The sequence below is a fragment of the Streptomyces sp. NPDC048111 genome (genome assembly GCF_043202815.1).
Lineage (GTDB): Bacteria > Actinomycetota > Actinomycetes > Streptomycetales > Streptomycetaceae > Streptomyces.
The window spans coordinates 25,086-43,226 of the sequence record NZ_JBIDBD010000025.1 but is presented as its reverse complement, the minus strand read 5'-3'; the positions used below and the strand labels follow the sequence as shown (position 1 = coordinate 43,226).

At 74.7% G+C, this 18,141-nt stretch carries 16 protein-coding genes and 1 riboswitch; of the genes, 10 read left to right on the top strand and 6 right to left on the bottom strand.

The genetic code is table 11. The annotated features are described in order from the left end of the window. Window positions 1-58: 58 nt before the first annotated feature. The 3 genes from ACGF3I_RS28300 to ACGF3I_RS28290 form a co-directional block, all read right to left on the bottom strand. Window positions 59-280 (bottom strand): helix-turn-helix domain-containing protein, encoded by a 222-nt coding sequence (locus tag ACGF3I_RS28300; protein WP_393136822.1) that lies wholly within the window; start codon window positions 278-280, stop codon window positions 59-61. A 423-nt stretch (window positions 281-703) separates the two neighbouring features. Next, entirely contained in the window at window positions 704-2,302 is a 1,599-nt protein-coding gene (locus ACGF3I_RS28295) for an ABC-F family ATP-binding cassette domain-containing protein (protein ID WP_393136820.1), read from the bottom strand. Between the two features lie 141 nt (window positions 2,303-2,443). After that, window positions 2,444-3,127: a hypothetical protein gene (locus tag ACGF3I_RS28290; protein ID WP_393136818.1), complete on the bottom strand. Its 684-nt coding sequence runs from the start codon at window positions 3,125-3,127 to the stop codon at window positions 2,444-2,446. A 141-nt stretch (window positions 3,128-3,268) separates the two neighbouring features. Here ACGF3I_RS28290 and ACGF3I_RS28285 point away from each other — a divergent pair, with 141 nt between their 5' ends. Next, complete coding sequence (locus tag ACGF3I_RS28285) at window positions 3,269-4,162, top strand: neutral zinc metallopeptidase (protein WP_393136816.1); 894 nt, start codon at window positions 3,269-3,271, stop codon at window positions 4,160-4,162. A gap of 113 nt (window positions 4,163-4,275) precedes the next feature. After that, window positions 4,276-4,665, top strand: a complete 390-nt coding sequence (locus tag ACGF3I_RS28280; RefSeq protein ID WP_393136814.1) for a VOC family protein — start codon at window positions 4,276-4,278, stop codon at window positions 4,663-4,665. A gap of 245 nt (window positions 4,666-4,910) precedes the next feature. On the opposite strand, the gene ACGF3I_RS28275 is transcribed toward ACGF3I_RS28280, so the two are convergent. From ACGF3I_RS28275 to ACGF3I_RS28265, 3 genes are all read right to left on the bottom strand, one after another. Further along, the gene (locus ACGF3I_RS28275; protein WP_393136926.1) at window positions 4,911-6,218 is read right to left on the bottom strand and encodes a hypothetical protein; all 1,308 of its coding nucleotides are present in this window, start codon (window positions 6,216-6,218) and stop codon (window positions 4,911-4,913) included. A 388-nt stretch (window positions 6,219-6,606) separates the two neighbouring features. Beyond that, window positions 6,607-7,734, bottom strand: coding sequence for an alpha/beta hydrolase (locus ACGF3I_RS28270; RefSeq protein WP_393136812.1), 1,128 nt, complete (start codon window positions 7,732-7,734; stop codon window positions 6,607-6,609). Between the two features lie 153 nt (window positions 7,735-7,887). Continuing rightward, a complete protein-coding gene (locus ACGF3I_RS28265; protein WP_393136810.1) occupies window positions 7,888-8,541 on the bottom strand; it encodes a class II aldolase/adducin family protein in 654 nt (217 codons plus the stop codon). A gap of 106 nt (window positions 8,542-8,647) precedes the next feature. On the opposite strand from ACGF3I_RS28265, the gene ACGF3I_RS28260 reads away from it, so the two are divergent. The 8 genes from ACGF3I_RS28260 to ACGF3I_RS28225 all read left to right on the top strand — a co-directional run bounded on the left by ACGF3I_RS28260 (window position 8,648) and on the right by ACGF3I_RS28225 (window position 18,122). Next, window positions 8,648-9,427, top strand: a complete 780-nt coding sequence (locus ACGF3I_RS28260; RefSeq protein ID WP_393136808.1) for a lysozyme — start codon at window positions 8,648-8,650, stop codon at window positions 9,425-9,427. A 196-nt stretch (window positions 9,428-9,623) separates the two neighbouring features. Beyond that, complete coding sequence (locus ACGF3I_RS28255; RefSeq protein ID WP_393136806.1) at window positions 9,624-10,874, top strand: anion permease; 1,251 nt, start codon at window positions 9,624-9,626, stop codon at window positions 10,872-10,874. A 31-nt stretch (window positions 10,875-10,905) separates the two neighbouring features. Then, entirely contained in the window at window positions 10,906-11,130 is a 225-nt protein-coding gene (locus tag ACGF3I_RS28250) for a hypothetical protein (protein ID WP_393136804.1), read from the top strand. 110 nt (window positions 11,131-11,240) lie between these two features. Continuing rightward, a riboswitch (cobalamin riboswitch) is annotated at window positions 11,241-11,382 on the top strand. Window positions 11,383-11,476: 94 nt separating this feature from the next. Further along, the gene (locus tag ACGF3I_RS28245) at window positions 11,477-12,433 is read left to right on the top strand and encodes a cobalamin biosynthesis protein (RefSeq protein ID WP_393136801.1); all 957 of its coding nucleotides are present in this window, start codon (window positions 11,477-11,479) and stop codon (window positions 12,431-12,433) included. Further along, on the top strand, window positions 12,415-13,920 hold the full coding sequence (locus ACGF3I_RS28240) for a cobyric acid synthase (protein WP_393136799.1): 1,506 nt from the start codon (window positions 12,415-12,417) through the stop codon (window positions 13,918-13,920). Before ACGF3I_RS28245 ends, ACGF3I_RS28240 begins: the two co-directional genes overlap by 19 nt. A gap of 52 nt (window positions 13,921-13,972) precedes the next feature. Then, a complete protein-coding gene (locus ACGF3I_RS28235; RefSeq protein WP_393136797.1) occupies window positions 13,973-16,057 on the top strand; it encodes a putative cobaltochelatase in 2,085 nt (694 codons plus the stop codon). After that, window positions 16,057-16,665: a cob(I)yrinic acid a,c-diamide adenosyltransferase gene (gene cobO, locus ACGF3I_RS28230; RefSeq protein WP_393136795.1), complete on the top strand. Its 609-nt coding sequence runs from the start codon at window positions 16,057-16,059 to the stop codon at window positions 16,663-16,665. Before ACGF3I_RS28235 ends, cobO begins: the two co-directional genes overlap by 1 nt. Beyond that, window positions 16,659-18,122 (top strand): cobyrinate a,c-diamide synthase, encoded by a 1,464-nt coding sequence (locus ACGF3I_RS28225; RefSeq protein WP_393136793.1) that lies wholly within the window; start codon window positions 16,659-16,661, stop codon window positions 18,120-18,122. The genes cobO and ACGF3I_RS28225 overlap by 7 nt, the downstream gene beginning before the upstream one ends. Window positions 18,123-18,141 lie beyond the last annotated feature (19 nt).

Genomic DNA, 18,141 nt, shown 5'->3' with positions numbered 1-18,141 from the left:
GACCGGGTGGCCACCACCGGACCCGGTGGGCCACAGGAGCTGTTCGGGGCCGCCCCGGTCAGGCCGAGGCGACCTTCTTGCCCCGGGTCGCTCCACCGCGTCCACGGAGAGTGACCCCGGACTCGCTGAGCATCCGGTGGACGAATCCGTAGGACCGGCCGGTTTCCTCGGCCAGCGCCCGGATGCTCGCACCGGAGTCGTACTTCTTCTTCAGGTCTGCCGCGAGCTTGTCGCGCGCGGCGCCGGTCACCCGGCTGCCCTTCTTCAGAGTCTCGGCCACCCGTGCCTCCTCATGGGAAGTGCGCTCTGGACTTCTCATGATCACCCCTCCTGGGCTTCCTGGCCACCCATTCGGCAAGGTCCGTCCAACAAGGTTCCGGGCACGGAGCGCGACGAGCGGGCGCGGAACATCGCATTCCGCCTGGGCCGGGACATATCACGGGCCGAAAGTCGAGACGAACCGCCAGGTCAGCGCTGTGTTCCGGGTCACACACGGAAAAAGGCCCGCCCCGGTGGGGGCGGACCGTGATCGGGCGCGGGACACACCGGGGTACGAGACGCACTCACTCAGATTGAGGATCACGCGTGAGCCGAATGATCCAGAACCAGTGGATCATCGCGCCGGACCACCCGGGGAGCGCGTGCGCGGCGGCCGGCCGGACGCCCCGGTGGCGCCGCTGGCCGGACCGCCGACGGGCGTCGGTCAGGCCAGGGCGACCAGGTCCGCGTAGTCCGGACCCCACAGGTCCTCGACACCGTCCGGCAGCAGGATGATCCGCTCCGGCTGGAGCGCCTCGACGGCGCCCTCGTCGTGGGTGACCAGGACGACCGCGCCCTTGTACGTGCGCAGCGCGCCGAGGATCTCCTCACGGCTCGCCGGGTCCAGGTTGTTGGTGGGCTCGTCGAGCAGCAGCACGTTGGCGGACGACACCACGAGGGTGGCGAGCGCCAGCCGGGTCTTCTCGCCGCCGGACAGGACGCCGGCCGGCTTGTCGACGTCGTCGCCGGAGAAGAGGAAGGAGCCGAGCGTCTTGCGCACCTCGACCAGGTCCAGGTCGGGGGCGGAGGAGCGCATGTTCTCCAGAACCGTGCGGTCCGGGTCGAGCGTCTCGTGCTCCTGCGCGTAGTAGCCCATCTTCAGGCCGTGTCCCGGGGTGACCTCGCCGGTGTCGGGCTTCTCGGCGCCGGCGAGCAGCCGCAGCAGCGTCGTCTTGCCGGCGCCGTTGAGGCCGAGGATGACCACGCGCGAGCCCTTGTCGATGGCCAGGTCGACATCGGTGAAGATTTCGAGCGAGCCGTACGACTTGGACAGGCCCTCGGCCGTCAGCGGCGTCTTGCCGCAGGGGGCGGGCTCGGGGAAGCGGAGCTTGGCGACCTTGTCGGAGACGCGGACCGCCTCAAGGCCGGAGAGCAGGCGCTCGGCGCGCTTGGCCATGTTCTGCGCGGCGACGGTCTTGGTGGCCTTGGCCCGCATCTTGTCGGCCTGGGAGTTGAGGGCCGCGGCCTTCTTCTCGGCGTTCTGGCGCTCGCGCTTGCGGCGCTTCTCGTCGGCCTCGCGCTGCTGCTGGTAGAGCTTCCAGCCCATGTTGTAGACGTCGATGTGGGCGCGGTTGGCGTCCAGGTAGAACACCTTGTTGACGACCGTCTCCACCAGGTCGACGTCGTGCGAGATCACGATGAAGCCGCCGCGGTACGTCTTGAGGTAGTCGCGCAGCCAGACGATCGAGTCGGCGTCGAGGTGGTTGGTCGGCTCGTCCAGGAGCAGCGTGTCGGCGTCCGAGAAGAGGATGCGAGCGAGCTCGATACGGCGGCGCTGACCGCCGGAGAGGGTGTGCAGCGGCTGGCCGAGGACCCGGTCGGGCAGGCCGAGGGCGGCGGCGATGGTGGCGGCCTCGGCCTCGGCGGCGTACCCGCCCTTGGTGAGGAACTCGGTCTCCAGGCGCTCGTACTTCTTCATCGCCTTCTCGCGCGTGGCGCCCTTGCCGTTCGCCATGCGGTCCTCGTTCTCGCGCATCTTGCGCAGCACCTCGTCGAGGCCGCGGGCGGAGAGGATGCGGTCGCGGGCGAGGACGTCGAGGTCGCCGGTGCGGGGGTCCTGCGGCAGATAGCCGACCTCGCCCGAGCGCGTGATGGTGCCGGCGGCGGGGATGCCCTCGCCGGCCAGGCACTTGGTGAGGGTGGTCTTGCCGGCGCCGTTGCGGCCGACCAGGCCGATGCGGTCGCCCTTGGCGACGCGGAAGGACGCGGACTCGATGAGGACTCGGGCGCCGGCGCGCAGCTCGATGCCGGTGGCGGTGATCACGGAAAGACTCCAGGGCGGTGGGGACGGCGGACGGGACGGGGGTCGGTGAGGTCGACGCCGCCTAATGCACAAGGAGAATTGCCATGCGGCCAATTCTAACTGGGTCGTGCAACCCGGTTTCCGCCACGGTCCGCGGGGCCCTCACTCCGGCCGGGCCCCGCGCCCGGAGAAGGGCAGGTCGTTGCCCAGCGGGGTGCGCCCGGGGGTGATCCTGCCGAGCCCGTCGACGGCCGCCCGCTCCGGGCCCGGGGCGCCGGGGCCGCCGCAGGGCTGTGCCACGAGCAGCACCCCGCGGGTCCGCGCGGTGCGTCCGGGGTCGAAGGCGCAGCCCGGGTGCGCGGGCAGCAGCCAGCGCAGGTCGCCGTCGGCGGCGCGGAAGGCGCTGACGCGCTCGGGGATGACGACGGCGAGCATGCGGGCCTGCGCGTCGAGCGGCTGGAGGACCCCCGCGGCGCGCCCGGGCCGCTCCGCCAGCCAGCCGGCCAGGCCGGGCACCGCCCGGTGCCAGCGGACCCGTTGCGGACCGGTGTCGGTGATCATGCCGTCCGCCCAGAGCGCGAAGGCGTGGCCGGGCGCGCGGTACAGGGCCAGCGGCCTGCTGTCGCGCCGCGTGTACGTCCAGCGCCGGGTGCCGGTGCCGCGGTCGTACGCCTCGACGGCCGCGCCCCGGATGCGGACCGGGTCGAAGGCGGAGGCCGAGGTGGGGGCGGTGCGGCGGTCGAAGCGGTCGCCGAAGGGGGTCCGGTCGGCGTGCTGGGCGGCGGTGACCAGCGGGAGGGCGAGTACGGCGGCGACTGCGGTCAGCGCGAGACGGGTCCGGTCCATGAGGCGCCGAGCGTATCGGCCGACGCAACAAAACGGGCGTAGCGCAATGAACCGGTTGATACTCGGAGTGACCTGGTGATGCGCGGGGTGACCGCGAGCGGCCCGCCGCTCGCGGGCCCCAGAGCGGACGGTGGAGCGCCCATGCAGTTCGACGACGACGCCCCTCTGGACACGTCCGAGGTCAATGACGCGCGCGGCGGCCGCATCCCGGGCGGCCGGGCCACCGTCGGGGGCGGCATCGTCGGCGTCATCGCGCTGCTCCTGGCTCTGTTCTTCGGGGTGGGCCCCGAGCAGCTCGGGCTCTCGTCGGGCGACACCTCGCCGGCCGCGACCTCCTCCTCGCAGGCCCAGGTGAACCAGAGCTGCCGCACCGGCTCGGACGCCAACACCAAGGACGACTGCCGGATCGTGGCGGTGGTCAACAGCGTGCAGGACTACTGGGGCCAGGAGTTCCCGCGGCGCGGCGGCGCGTACTCCCCCGCCCGGACCGTCTTCTTCACCGGCCGTGTCAACACCGCCTGCGGGACGGCCACTTCGGCCGTCGGGCCGTTCTACTGCCCGGGCGACCGGCAGGTCTACCTCGACCTCGGCTTCTTCGACGAACTGCGCACCAAGTTCGGCTCCAGCGGCGGGCCCTTCGCCCAGGCGTACGTGGTGGCGCACGAGTACGGGCACCACATCCAGAACCTGATGGGCACCCTGCAGAAGTCCCAGGACGGGCGGCAGGGCGCGGACAGCAACGCGGTGAAGGTGGAGTTGCAGGCCGACTGCTACGCCGGGGTGTGGGCGCACCACGCGACGACGACCCCCGACAAGGCGACCGGACGCCCGCTGATCTCCCGGCTCACCGACCAGGACATCAAGGACGGCCTGGACGCGGCGGCGGCCGTCGGCGACGACCGCATCCAGGAGAAGTTCCAGGGCCGGGTCACCCCGGAGACCTGGACGCACGGCTCGGCGCAGCAGCGCCAGCAGTGGTTCTACACCGGCTACCGGACGGGCGACACGGCCCGCTGCGACACGTTCGCGCGGTGAGCCGGGGGGCGCTGCCGGGGGCGTTGTCGGTGCCGGGGGGCGTTGTCAGTGCCGGGTGCGAGACTGAGAGCCGGATCACATTCGGCGGCGCGGACGTGGAAGGGACGAACGGCATGAGCATGTACCCGACGATCCTGTACGGCGATGCGAAGGCGGCGATCCGCCGGCTCAAGGAGGCCTTCGGCTTCACCGAGGTGTGCACCTACGAGGGCGAGGACGGCAGCGTGATGCACGCCGAACTGTCCTACGGGGCGGGCGTGGTGATGCTCGGGTCGAAGGGCCGCGAGGGCCTGTTCGCCCGGACGATGGCGGACGCGGGCCCGGTGGGCGTGTACGTGGTGGTGAGCGATGTGGACGCGCACCACAAACGGGCCGCCGAGCACGGCATGGAGATCCTCATGGAGCCGACCGACCAGGACTACGGCTCGCGGGACTACATGGCGCGGGACGCGGAGGGCAACGTGTGGAGTTTCGGTACGTACGCGCCGGGCGCCGGCGAGTGAGCCGGTAACCGGGGCGCGCCGGCCGTCACGGCCCCGGGCCGAGTCGCGTGCGCCCGGGCCGAGCGGTGTGCGCCGACCCTGGCCCGGTGTCCCGGCGCCGGGTCCACGTGCGCCCGCCCCAGCTCCGTGCCCCGGGCCGAGCCCCCGTGCGCCGACCCGAGCCCAATGCCGGGCCCCCTGCGCCGGCGGTCCCGCCGCCCCGGGTGGGGCCGGCGGGGCCGGTGCTGCGGGTGCTACGCGCGTCGCTACGCGGAACCGGTGTGGACCTGGAAGGCGGCGCGGCGTACCGCCTTCGCGAGGGCCGGGTCGGGATGGGCCGCGGCGAGCGCCACCAGGACCTGCACCGTGCGCGGATGCCCAACGGCCCGCACCTCGTCCAGCAGGGCCGGCACCGTGCCCTGCACCGCGGAGTCCAGGTGGCGTACCAGGAGTTCGCTCTCGCCGTGGTCGGCCACGGCGGCAGCCGTGTCGACCCAGAGCCAGGTGGACTCCTCGCGGGTGAGCACCCCGACGACGTCCTCGGGGTCGCCGCCCTCGTACTCGGCGAGCCAGAGCAGGGCGTAGGGACGCAGGGTGGTCTCGGTCGCGGCGGCGCGCACCGCGGGCTCGGCCGGGGCCCCCACGACCCGCAGCGCCTCGAAGGCGAGCCCGCGCAGCAGCGCGTCGTCGCCCCGGGCCACGTCGAGCAGCTCGGTGACGGCGCTGCCGACGGTGCGTGCCGCGGTCCACGCGCGGTACTCGGCGCGGGCCGGGCCCGGGGTCAGTCCCGCGCAGCCGCGCAGCATGTCCTCGGCCGACTGCTCGATGTTGCCGGCCGGGCTCTGCGCGGCGACGCAGATCTGTTCCAGCTTGACCCAGACCGCCCAGTTGCCGAGCGGGGTCAAGGTGGCCTGGCCCTCGCCGAGCACGAGCGCGCCGACGGCGGCGAGGCCGGCCAGCGCCCAGTCCAGGAGGTGCGGCAGCAGCGGCGGCATCGACACGGGGTCGGGCCGGGGGCCGTAGGGCACCTCGCAGCGTTCCTCGCGCAGTTCGGCGACGCGCTGCTCCAGCAGGTCGAGCAGGGCCGGCACGAGGACCGGCCCGTTGGAGAGCTGGAGGAGCGAGAGCACCTGGGGGACGGCCTCGACGACTTCGGCGACCGCGGTCGGGGCGATGTCCCCGGGTGCGGGATGCACGAGCGACCAGGCGTCGAACAGGGCGACCCAGCCCCGCAGGACGGCCGCGTCGTCGCGGTCCCAGGCGCGCAGCCGCCAGCCGGGCCGCACCGTCGCGCCGTGCAGCTCGACGAGCCCGGCGAGCCGGGCCCGGTCCCAGCCGGCCCGCACCTGAGCGGTCGTCAGTCCCAGTGCGGCGGCGGCCCGTTCGGCGACCGGTGCGGGCAGCGGGCCGGGCCTGCCGGGGCCGGGCGCGGCGCCGCGGGTGCGCTCGGCGTCGGTCCAGCGGGCGACGCGCACGGCGTCGGCGAGCACCGCTCTGGCCTGGCGGGCCAGTTCGGCGGCGGCCGGGGTGCCGGCGGGTGGCCGGGGTGCCGGCCGGGTGCGCCGGTCGGTCACGGCCCTGCGTGCGGTGGCGAGGGGCCGGGCTTGCGTCGGGTGCGGAGCGCGGACAAGCCGCAGTCTGGAGTCGCGCGGCAACTTCTCTTCAGGCTTCCGGGACGTCACGCATGCAGTCTTCCCGGTCACTGGCCGAAAGCCCAAACGGAAGGGTTCGCCCGCCCCGCGCCCGGCGGGCCCCGCGACGTCCGGGCCCGGCGGCCCGTCCCGCGGAGGGATGCGGTCCGCTTCCCGTCCCGAGGCCCAAGCGGAACGGGCCGCGACGGCCCGGGCCGCTTCGCGCCGCCCTCTCGGGGGCCGGGCACCGCACCGCGCGACGCACCCGCGGCGGTGACGTCCGCAGGTACAAGCGGAACCGGCCGCGACCGGCCGCGCCGCGCGGGCCCGGTCACATGAGCGGGGTGAGGAAGCGCCGCAGGGTCTCTTCGTAGCCGGTCGGGTCCGCGTTCCACATCGCGGCGTGCGGCGCGCTGCGCACCGGGTGCAGGGTGACCAGTTCCGGTCGCCGCGCGGCCAGTTCGCGCGAGGGTCCCCAGGGCGCGACGGTGTCGTCGGGGCCGTGGAAGACCAGCGTGGGCACCCGCGGGGTCACCGCGGCGGCGGTCTCGTGGCGGCGGTCGCCGTGCACGCCGGTACGGCCCTGGGCCGCGCGGACCGCGAGCGGCAGCAGCGGGCCCGGGGTGCGGCGGGCCGCGGCCAGGGCCTTGACGGTGAACTCCCAGTCCAGGACCGGCGAGTCGAGCACGAGGCCGCTGACGCGTTCGCGCAGTGCGGAGCGGTCGGCGGCGCGCAGCGCCATGGTGGCGCCGGTGGACCAGCCGTGCAGGATGACGCGCTGGGCGCCCGAGCGCACGGCGTAGCGGATCGCGGCGTCGAGGTCGCGCCATTCGGAGTCACCGAGGTGGCCGAGCCCGTCCTGCGGCCGCGGCGCTCCCTCGTCGCCGCGGTAGGCGAGGGAGAGCACCGTGAGCCGCTGGCGGCGCAGGAACTCCAGCAGGTTCAGGGGGTGTTCGCGGGTCGTGCCGAGGCCGTGCACGGCGATCACCCAGGTGGGACGTTCACCGGGGACCAACCAGGCGGGCAGCGGCCCCAGTTCGGCCGCGATCTCGACGTTCCGGTAGGGGATGCCGAGGGCGGTCTCGGGGGTGCCGCGGTGCAGCTGGGGGGTGAGCCACACGCGGTCCCCCGCGGCCGGGGCGCCGCAGGTGACCCGCTCCAGGCGGCGCACCACGGTGTCGGCGGTGTGCGGGGCGCTCTCCAGCACCTCCCCCACGACGGCGTGGACACCGTCGCCCTCCAGGCCGTACGTCCCCGGGCGCAGCGCGGCGAGCGAGCGGGTCAGGGTGATGCGGCCGGGGGCCGTGGCGTGCACGGTCAGGCGGGGGCCGGTGGGCAGCGGGCGGCCGGGCGGCGCCTTGAGCGCGGCGTCGCTGGCGTGGCGTCCGGCGACGACCGCTGCCGCGCCGACGCCGAGGAGTGTGGTGACGGCCGCTGCCGTCTTCGTCGCGAGGCGCACGGGTCCAGTGTCGGGGTGCGGGGCGCCCGGTGCCAGTGGGCGGGGCCATCGGAGCGGCGGGCCCCGGTCGCGGGGCTCCCGCCGACGGGTTCCCGGCCCGGCGGCCCGGGCCCGCCCGGGCCGCCGGGCAAGGCGAGGGGGGCGGCTCCCGTCTCAGGGCTGCCCGTACCCCCGCAGCTTCTCGGCGACTTCGTCGAGCTGGTCCCGGCTGAGCAGGGACGGGGTACGGCCGGGCACGGCGGCGGCGGTGAGCCACAGGCGGCACATCCACTCCAGCTGGGCGGTCCGGTCGTAGGCCTGGCCGAGGGAGGCGCCGTAGGTGACGGTGCCGTGGTTCTGCAGCAGGCATCCGGTGCGGTCCTCCAGGGCCCGCAGCAGGTGCGCGGCCAGCTCCTCGCTGCCGTACAGGGCGTACGGGGCGACGCGGACCGGGCCGCCGAGCGCGGCCGCCATGTAGTGCACCAGCGGCAGTTCGGACACCAGCGTCGAGACGGCGGTGGCGTGCACGGCGTGGGTGTGCACGACGGCCCGGGCGTCGGTGTGCCGGTAGACGGCGAGGTGCAGGGGGATCTCGCTGGTGGGCCGCAGGGTGCCGAGCACCTGGCGCCCTTCGAGGTCGACGGCGACCGTGTCGGCGGGCCCGAGCCGGTCGTAGGGGACGCCGGTCGGGGTGACGAGGACGAGGTCGCCGACCCGGACCGACACATTGCCCGAGGTGCCGACGACCAGTCCCTCCGCGGCCGTGCGGCGCGCGGTGTCGATGAGTTCGGCCCATGCCGCGGCCGTCGCCGCCCCGTTGTCGCTCATGCGGGCGATCCTGCCAGGCGCAGGCCGTCCGGGCGCCGTCCGGCCGGTGGACGTCCACTAGCCTCGGGGGGATTTGTTCCATACACCGCTGTTTCAGGGGGAATTGATGGCTCGCGACCGTGTTCGCCCGCTGCGTCGCGCGGGGGCGCGGGCCGTGCTCGCGGGATCGCTCGCCGCGGCGGCCCTCGGCTGCGCGGCGCTGGCGGCGCAGCCCGCCGCCTCGGCCGCGGCCCGGCCCGCCGGGCACGACGTCTCCTCCCACCAGGGCGCCGTCGACTGGGCGGCGGCCAGGAGCCGGGGCGCGTCCTTCGTCTATGTGAAGGCGACCGAGTCGACGACGTACCGCAATCCCTACTTCGGGCAGCAGTACGACGGCGCCCGGCGGGCCGGGCTGCTGCGGGGCGCCTACCACTTCGCGGTCCCGGGGCAGTCGTCGGGCCGGGCGCAGGCCGAGTACTTCGTGCGCAACGGGGGCGGCTGGTCGGCCGACGGCCACACGCTGCCGCCCGCGGTGGACCTGGAGCACAACCCGTACGCCAAGGACGCCAAGGACGGCAGCCGCGACCGGTGCTACGGCCTGGGGCCCGCCGCGATGACGGCCTGGATCGCCGCCTTCAGCGACGAGGTGCGGCTGCGCACCGGCCGCCGGCCGGTGATCTACACGACCACCTCGTGGTGGGACGCGTGCACGGGCCGCAGCCGGGCGTTCGGCGCGACCCACGCCCTGTGGCTCGCCCGGTACGCGCCGGCGCCGGGCCCGCTGCCCGCGGGCTGGTCGTACTGGACGCTGTGGCAGCACCAGGACGGCCGCGGAACCCTGCCGGGTGACCAGAATCTCTTCAATGGGAGTTTTGAGCAGTTGCGGCGGTTCGCGACCGGGCGCTGACCGGCCCGGCGGGCAGCCCCCACGGCCCCGCGCGGCGGCCCGGCGGGTCCGGCCCCGAGCGGCCCGCGCGGCCCGCGCGGCCCGCCGGGAACGAGAAGGGGCGACGGTCACCGATGCGCCCGTCCCAGTTCATCTTCCGTTCACCCAGGTTGCTTACGTTCGTCCCGCCACTGACGTCGAACGATTGCCTGGGTAAATGGAACACATCACGCTGCTGCTCGCGATCGTGATCGTGACAGCTCTCGTGTTCGATTTCACGAACGGTTTCCATGACACCGCCAACGCGATGGCCACCACCATCTCGACCGGCGCCCTGAAGCCCAAGACGGCGGTCGCCATGTCCGCCGCGCTCAACCTGGTCGGCGCGTTCCTGTCGGTGGAGGTCGCCAAGACGATCTCCGGCGGGATCATCGACGAGAAGGGGATCCGCACCGAAGTCATCTTCGCGGCCCTGGTCGGTGCCATCCTGTGGAACCTTCTGACCTGGCTGCTCGGGCTGCCCTCCAGTTCCTCGCACGCGCTGTTCGGCGGCCTCATCGGCGCCGCGGTCATGTCGGCCGGCTGGTCGTCCGTCAACGGCTCGACCGTCGTCACCAAGGTGCTGCTCCCCGCGGTCGCCGCCCCCGTCGTCGCGGGCATCGCCGCGATGCTGGCCACCCGGCTCACCTACCGGATCAACCGCAACACCGACGAGAAGGCCACCGCCAAGGGATACCGGGCCGGCCAGATCGCCTCGGCCGGACTCGTCTCGCTCGCCCACGGCACCAACGACGCCCAGAAGACGATGGGCATCATCACCCTCGCCCTGGTCACCGCGGGCGTGCTGCACCCGGGCGCGAACCCCCCGCTGTGGGTCATCGTCTCGGCCGGTCTGGCCATCGCGATGGGCACCTACCTCGGCGGCTGGCGCATCATCCGCACCCTGGGCAAGGGCCTGACCGAGCTGCGCCCGCCGCAGGGCTTCGCCGCCCAGACCGGCGCCGCCACCGTCATCCTCGCCTCCTCGCACATCGGCTTCTCGCTCTCCACCACCCAGGTCTGCTCGGGCTCCGTCATGGGCGCGGGCCTCGGCCGCAAGGGCGGGGTGGTCCGCTGGTCCACGGCGAGCCGGATGGCCGTCGCCTGGATCCTGACGCTGCCGGCCGCCGGACTGGTCGGCGCGGGCGCGGAGTTCCTCACCCAGCAGGGCACCTGGGGCATCGCCGCCGTCGCGGTCCTGCTGATCGCGGGCTCGGGCACCATCTGGAAGCTGTCGCGCCGCGAGCCGGTCGACGCGCACAACGTCACCGCCGACGAGGCCCCCGCGGCCGAGCCCGCCGGTGTCATCACCACCGCGATCGCCGCGGTCACCCCGCCGCCCACCGGCCTGGCCGTCGCGTCGACCGAGCTGCGGGCCACCATCCAGGCCCCGGCCCCCGTCGACCCGCCCACCCCGGCCGCGGTCTGACCCCGGAACTCCGCTCACCCAAGGAATCCTCATGCACATCGACTGGGCAGCTCTCGGCTCCGTCTTCGGCGTCAGCCTCGCGGTGACCGTCGGCCTCGTGGGCCTGTTCACCCTCGGCATCGTCGGCCTCACCAAGCGGGAGGCCGCGGCGTCCGGCACCGCGGGCAACGCCGCCGTGGCCCGCGCCGGGGCGTACACCTGCTTCGCGCTCTGCGCGGCGGCCGTGGCGTACGGGATCCATCTGATCGTCGCCTGACACGCGCACCGCACCGCGCACCACCGCAACCGCCCTTGGGCCCCGGCCCGAGGGCGGTTCGCCGTGACGCCGCACACTCTCTCGCGCCGCAGGTCAACAGCAAGTTGACGGGTGTTCTCACAGCGTGGTGGACTGCACCGGCCAGCTACGGCGGCAGAAGAGGAAGCCGGTGCGAATCCGGCGCGGTCCCGCCACTGTCACCGGGGAGTCGTCCCCGCGAGCCAGGAACTCTCACCGCCGGTCACGTCGAACCAGGGCGCGGACACCCTGAGTGAGGACACACCGCCATGCGCTCCTGCCCGTCAAGACCTTCCGGCCCCCTCCGCGACGCCCGGGCGCGCTGACGATGCGGGCCGATCGCGTCTTCGTCCACGGCGTCACCGCCGGACTCCTCGGCGACCTCCTGTTCGGCGATCCGCGCCGCGGCCATCCCGTCGCCGCCTTCGGCCGGGCCGCCGGCGCCGTCGAGCGCCTCCTGTGGCGCGACCACCGCGGCTGGGGCGCCCTGCACACCCTGGTGTGCGCGGGCGGCGCCACGGGCGCCGCCGCCCTCGCCCGTCGTGCCGTGCGCGGCAGGCCGCTCGCCGCCGCCGCGCTGACCGCCGCCGCCACCTGGACGGTGGTCGGCGGCACCTCGCTGGGCCGCGAGGCACGCGCCATCGGCGGCGCGCTGGCCGCCGGCGACGTCGAGGTGGCCCGCGAGCGCCTGCCGCACCTGTGCGGCCGCGACCCGCAGTCCCTCGACGCCGACGGCGTCGCGCGCGCGGTCGTCGAATCCGTCGCCGAGAACACCTCGGACGCGGTCGTCGGCGCCCTGGTGTGGGGCGCGCTCGCGGGCGTGCCGGGCCTGGTGGGCTTCCGCGCGGTCAACACCCTGGACGCGATGGTCGGGCACAAATCGCCCCGCCACCGCCGGTACGGCTGGGCCTCGGCCCGCCTGGACGACGTGGCGGGCTGGCCGGGCGCCCGCCTCACCGCCGTCCTGGCGGCGCTGGCCGGCCCGGACACCCGGGGCGCGCTACGCGCCTGGCGCTCCGACGCCGGCCGGCATCCGAGCCCCAACGCGGGCCCGGTGGAAGCCTCGTTCGCCGGGGCCCTCGGCGTGCGCCTGGGCGGCACGCTCTCCTACGCGGGGCGCGTCGAGCACCGGCCGGTCCTGAACGCACCGGGGCGGGCGGTCGGCGTCGCGGACATCGAACGGGCGGTGCGGCTCTCGCGCACGGTGGGCTGGCTGACGCTGGCCACCGCCGTCGCGGCGCGGGCCGCTGTGAGGAAGGGACGTACATGGGTGGCGGGCTGCTGATCGCCGGCACGACCTCGGACGCGGGCAAGAGCGTCGTCACGGCCGGGATCTGCCGCTGGCTGGTGCGCCAGGGCGTCAAGGTCGCGCCCTTCAAGGGGCAGAACATGTCGCTCAACTCGTTCGTGACGCGCGAGGGCGCGGAGATCGGCCGGGCCCAGGCGATGCAGGCGCAGGCGTCCCGGGTGGAGCCGACCGCGCTGATGAACCCGGTGCTGCTCAAGCCCGGCAGCGACCGCTCCAGCCAGGTCGTCCTGATGGGCAGACCGGTGGGCGAGCTGAGCGCCCGCGGCTACCACGGCGGACGCCAGCAGGCGCTGCTCGGCACCGTCCTCGACTGCCTGGCCGAACTGCGGGACACCTATGACGCGGTGATCTGCGAGGGGGCGGGCAGCCCGGCCGAGATCAACCTGCGGCGCACCGACATCGTCAACATGGGCATCGCCCGGGCCGCGCGGCTGCCCGTGGTGGTGGTCGGCGACATCGACCGCGGCGGCGTGTTCGCCTCGTTCTTCGGGACCACGGCCCTGCTGAGCCCCGAGGACCAGGCGCTGGTCGCGGGGTACGTCGTCAACAAGTTCCGCGGCGACGTGACGCTCCTCGAACCCGGCATCGAGATGCTGCGCGGTCTCACCGGACGGCACACCTACGGGATCCTCCCCTACGCCCACGGGCTCGGGATCGACGAGGAGGACGGCCTTCGCGTGTCGATGCGCGGAGCGGTGCGCGAGTCGGTGGTGGCGCCGCCGGTCGGCGAGGACGTGCTGCGCGTCGCGGTGTGCGCGGTTCCGCTGATGTCCAACTTCACCGACGTGGACGCGCTGGCGGCCGAACCCGGTGTGGTCGTGCGGTTCGTGGACCGGCCCGAGGAGCTCACCGACGCCGATCTCGTGGTGGTGCCGGGCACCCGCGGCACCGTGCGCGCCCTGGAGTGGCTGCGCGAGCGGGGCCTGGCCGCGGAGATCGCCCGCCGGGCCGCCGCGGGCCGCCCGGTGCTCGGCATCTGCGGCGGCTTCCAGCTGCTCGGCGAGCACATCGAGGACGAGGTCGAGTCGAAGGCGGGCTCGGTGCCCGGGCTCGGACTGCTGCCCCTGCGGGTGCGGTTCGCGGCCGGCAAGACCCTGGCGCGGCCCGTCGGGGAGGCACTCGGCGAGCGGGTCGAGGGCTACGAGATCCACCACGGGGTGGCCCAGGTCCTGGGCGGCGAAGCCTTCTTGGACGGCTGCCGGGTGGGCCCGGTGTGGGGCACGCACTGGCACGGCTCCCTGGAGAGCGACGGATTCCGGCGCCGGTTCCTGGAGCGGGTCGCGCGGGACGCGGGCCGGCGTTTCGTGCCCGCGCCCGACACCTCGTTCGGCGCGCTGCGCGAGGAGCAGCTCGACCGGCTCGGCGACCTGATCGAGGAACACGCCGACACCGGCGCCCTGTTGCGGCTGATCGAGCAGGGCCCGCCCGCCGGGCTGCCCTTCATCCCGCCGGGGGCGCCGTGACCGTCCGGCGTACCCCGCGGCGTACAGCACTACTCGAAGGAGAGATCGGCACATGAGCACCCGGTATCCGTTCACCGCCGTCGTCGGCATGGACGACCTGCGGCTCGCGCTGCTCCTGAACGCCGTCAGCCCGGCCGTGGGCGGTGTTCTGGTCCGGGGCGAGAAGGGCACCGCCAAGAGCACCGCCGTGCGGGCGCTAGCGGACCTGCTGCCCGAGGTGGCCGTCGTGCCGGGCTGCCGGTTCAGCTGCGACCCCGCCGCACCCGACCAGAACTGCCCGGACGGGCCGCACGGGAGCGGCCCGGGCGCGGCCCGCGCGGCCCGGATGGTCGAACTGCCGGTGGGCGCGTCCGAGGACCGCCTGGTGGGCGCCCTGGACATCGAGCGGGCGCTGGGCGAGGGCGTGAAGTCCTTCGAGCCGGGCCTGCTCGCGGACGCGCACCGCGGCATCCTGTACGTCGACGAGGTCAACCTGCTGCACGACCACCTCATCGACCTGCTGCTCGACGCCGCCGCCATGGGCTCGTCCTACGTCGAGCGCGAGGGCGTCTCGGTACGGCACGCCGCGCGGTTCCTGCTCGTCGGCACGATGAACCCCGAAGAGGGCGAGCTGCGCCCGCAGTTGCTCGACCGGTTCGGCCTGACCGTCGAGGTTTCGGCCTCGCGCGAGCCCGGGCAGCGGGTCGAGGTGGTGCGCCGCCGGCTCGCGTACGACGACGACCCGGCCGCCTTCGCCGCGCGCTGGGCCGACGAGGAGAGCGCGCTGCGCGAACGCATCGCGGCGGCACGGGAGTTGCTGCCCTCGGTCATGCTCGGCGACGCGGCGCTGCTCCAGATCGCGGCCACCTGCGCCGCGTTCGAGGTCGACGGGATGCGGGCCGACATCGTGATGGCCCGCACCGCCGCCGCCCTCGCCGCGTGGGCCGGGCGCACCGAGGTCAGCAGCGAGGACGTCCGGCAGGCGGCGCTGCTCGCGCTGCCGCACCGCCGCAGGCGCAACCCGTTCGACGCGCCGGGCCTCGACGAGGACAAGCTCGACGAGACCCTGGAGCAGTTCCGGGGCGAGGACGAGGGTGCGGACGGGGACGACGATCCGGACCCGGGCCCCGAGGGCCCGGACGGCGGTGGCGGAGGCGGCGTCCCGCCGCAGGGCGACGCCCCCGAAAGTCCCGCCGAATCCCCCGAGTCCCCCGAGTCCCCCGCCGACTCGGGACCCCCCGACTCGGGCCCCGCCGGCCCCCCGGACACCTCCGAGGCGCCGCGGCCCCCCGCGTCCCCCGCCCCGGCCGGGGCCGGCGAGCGGGGCGCGGTGCAGGCCGCCGAGCCCTTCCGCACGAAGATGCTGAGCGTGCCGGGTCTCGGCGAGGGCGCGGCGGGCCGGCGCTCGCGGGCCCGCACCGACCACGGCCGCACCACCGGTTCGCGCCGGCCCCAAGGGGCGCTCACCAAGCTGCACTTGGCGGCGACGGTGCAGGCGGCGGCCCCGCACCAGCGGGCGCGCGGGCGGTCGGGCCCCGGGCTGGTCGTACGCCGTGACGACCTGCGCCAGGCCACCCGCGAGGGCCGCGAGGGCAACCTCGTGCTCTTCGTGGTGGACGCGTCCGGGTCGATGGCGGCCCGGCAGCGGATGAGCGCGGTCAAGGGCGCGGTGCTCTCACTGCTCCTGGACGCCTACCAGCGCCGCGACAAGGTCGGTCTGATCACGTTCCGCGGCAAGGACGCCGACCTCGCGCTGCCGCCCACCTCCTCGGTGGACGCGGCGGCGGCCCGGCTCGCGTCACTGCCGACCGGCGGGCGCACCCCGCTGGCGGCGGGCCTCCTGAAGGCCCATGACGTGCTGCGCGTGGAGCGGCTGCGCGACCCCTCGCGCCGGCCGCTGCTGGTGGTCGTCACCGACGGACGGGCCACGGGCGGCCCCGAGCCGGTCGCGCTCGCCGGACGGGCGGCCCGGCTGCACGCCGGCGACGGCACCGCGTCGGTGGTCGTGGACTGCGAGTCGGGGATGGTGCGGCTCGGCCTTGCCGGGGAGCTGGCACGTGAACTGGGCGGCAGCGCCGTCACCTTGGACGCACTGCGGGCGGACTCTATCGCCACACTCGTCAAGGACGCAACGGGAACTTCGAGGAGGGCCGCTTAATGCCGCAGGGACAGGTCAGTGTCGTACCCGAGGACGGTCTGACGACGCGTCAGCGCCGCAACAGGCATCTGGTGATGGTGCACACGGGCATCGGCAAGGGGAAGTCGACGGCCGCGTTCGGGATGGCGCTGCGCGCCTGGAACCAGGGCTGGCCGGTCGGGGTGTTCCAGTTCGTGAAGTCGGCGAAGTGGAAGGTCGGCGAGGAGAACGCGCTGAAGGTGCTCGGTGCCTCCGGCGAGGGCGGCGTCGTCGACTGGCACAAGATGGGCGAGGGCTGGTCGTGGATCCAGCGCGAGACCGCCGAGGGCGAACCGACCCACGAGGAGAAGGCCCGCGAGGGCTGGGAGCAGGTCAAGCGCGACCTGGCGGCCGAGACGTACAGGTTCTACGTGCTCGACGAGTTCGCCTATCTGCTGCACTGGGGCTGGGTCGACGTGGACGAGGTCGTCTCGGTGTTGCGCGAGCGCCCCGGCACCCAGCACGTCGTCATCACCGGCCGCAACGCCCCCGGGCCGCTGGTGGAGTTCGCGGATCTGGTCACCGACATGTCCAAGGTCAAGCACCCGATGGACGCCGGTCAGAAGGGCCAGCGGGGCATCGAGTGGTAGCACGTCTCGTCATCGCGGCCCCGGCGTCGGGCAGCGGCAAGACCACCGTGGCGACCGGCCTGATGGCGGCCTTCGCCCGCTCGGGGCTCGCCGTGTCCCCGCACAAGGTGGGCCCCGACTACATCGACCCCGGCTACCACGCGCTCGCGACCGGGCGGCCCGGCCGCAACCTGGACGCGTACATGTGCGGTCCCGAGCTGATGGCCCCGCTGTTCGCGCACGGCGCGCACGGCTGCGACCTGGCCGTGGTCGAGGGCGTGATGGGCCTGTACGACGGGGCGAGCGGGCTGGGCGAGCTCGCCTCCACCGCCCAGGTGGCCAAGCTGCTGCGCGCCCCGGTGGTGCTCGTGGTGGACGCCTCCTCGCAGTCGCGGTCGGTGGCGGCCCTGGTGCACGGGTTCGCCTCGTGGGACCCCGGGGTGCGCATCGGCGGAGTGATCCTCAACAAGGTCGGCTCCGACCGGCACGAGGCCCTGCTGCGCGAGGCGATGGAGGACGTGGGCGTGCCGGTGCTGGGCGCCCTGCGCCGGGCCCCCCAGGTCGACACCCCGTCCCGTCACCTGGGCCTGGTGCCGGTCGCCGAGCGGCGGGCCGACGCGCTGGACGCGGTGGCGGCGATGGGGGAACAGGTGCGGGCCGGCTGCGACCTGCCCGCCCTGCTGGCCCTGGCCCGGTCGGCTCCGGCGCTGGATGCGGAGCCGTGGGCCGCGCAGCCCTGGGCTGCGGAACCGTGGGATGCGGCGCAGAGGGACGCGGCGCAGGAGGAGGCCGGGCCGCGGGGGGCGGAGCCGCGGGATGCCGGGACGTGCGGTGCCGGGCCGCGGGAAAGGGGATCCGGCCTCGCGCGCCCCGCACGGCGGCCCGTCGTCGCCGTCGCGGGCGGCTCCGCCTTCACGTTCTCCTACGCCGAGCACACCGAACTACTCACCGCCGCCGGCGCGGACGTCGTCACCTTCGACCCGCTCCAGGACGAGCAACTCCCGCCCGGCACCGACGGGTTGGTGATAGGCGGCGGATTCCCCGAGGTGTACGCCGCCGAGCTGTCCGCCAACGAACGGCTGCGCAAGGCCGTGACCGAACTCGCCCTCTCGGGCGCGCCGGTGGCCGCCGAATGCGCAGGCCTGCTCTACCTGGCCCGCTCCCTCGACGGGCAGCCCATGTGCGGGGTGCTCGACGCGGACGCGCGGATGTCGGGCCGGCTCACGCTCGGCTACCGCGAGGCCGTCGCGGTGTGCGACAACAGCCTGGCCGTCGCCGGGACGCGGCTGCGCGGCCACGAGTTCCACCGCACCGTGATCGAGCCGGGCGCGGGCGCCGACCCGGCCTGGGGCGTGGTGCACCCCGAGCGCCGCGTCGAGGGCTTCGTACGGGGCGGTGTGCACGCGAGCTATCTGCACACCCACTGGGCGGCCCGCCCGGAGGTGGCCCGGCGGTTCGCCGAGGGCTGCGCCCGGTGACGTACCGCCCGGCCGCGCC

Bases quoted from the DNA above. Each gene is read 5' to 3' on its own strand.
- ACGF3I_RS28260 (WP_393136808.1), top strand. From the start codon at position 8,648: ATGGCTCGCGACCGTGTTCGCCCGCTGCGTCGCGCGGGGGCGCGGGCC.
- ACGF3I_RS28285 (WP_393136816.1), top strand. From the start codon at position 3,269: ATGCAGTTCGACGACGACGCCCCTCTGGACACGTCCGAGGTCAATGAC.
- ACGF3I_RS28235 (WP_393136797.1), top strand. From the start codon at position 13,973: ATGAGCACCCGGTATCCGTTCACCGCCGTCGTCGGCATGGACGACCTG.
- ACGF3I_RS28250 (WP_393136804.1), top strand. From the start codon at position 10,906: ATGCACATCGACTGGGCAGCTCTCGGCTCCGTCTTCGGCGTCAGCCTC.
- ACGF3I_RS28280 (WP_393136814.1), top strand. From the start codon at position 4,276: ATGAGCATGTACCCGACGATCCTGTACGGCGATGCGAAGGCGGCGATC.
- ACGF3I_RS28265 (WP_393136810.1), bottom strand. From the start codon at position 8,541: ATGAGCGACAACGGGGCGGCGACGGCCGCGGCATGGGCCGAACTCATC.
- cobO (WP_393136795.1), top strand. From the start codon at position 16,057: ATGCCGCAGGGACAGGTCAGTGTCGTACCCGAGGACGGTCTGACGACG.
- ACGF3I_RS28240 (WP_393136799.1), top strand. From the start codon at position 12,415: ATGGGTGGCGGGCTGCTGATCGCCGGCACGACCTCGGACGCGGGCAAG.
- ACGF3I_RS28245 (WP_393136801.1), top strand. From the start codon at position 11,477: ATGCGGGCCGATCGCGTCTTCGTCCACGGCGTCACCGCCGGACTCCTC.
- ACGF3I_RS28290 (WP_393136818.1), bottom strand. From the start codon at position 3,127: ATGGACCGGACCCGTCTCGCGCTGACCGCAGTCGCCGCCGTACTCGCC.
- ACGF3I_RS28255 (WP_393136806.1), top strand. From the start codon at position 9,624: ATGGAACACATCACGCTGCTGCTCGCGATCGTGATCGTGACAGCTCTC.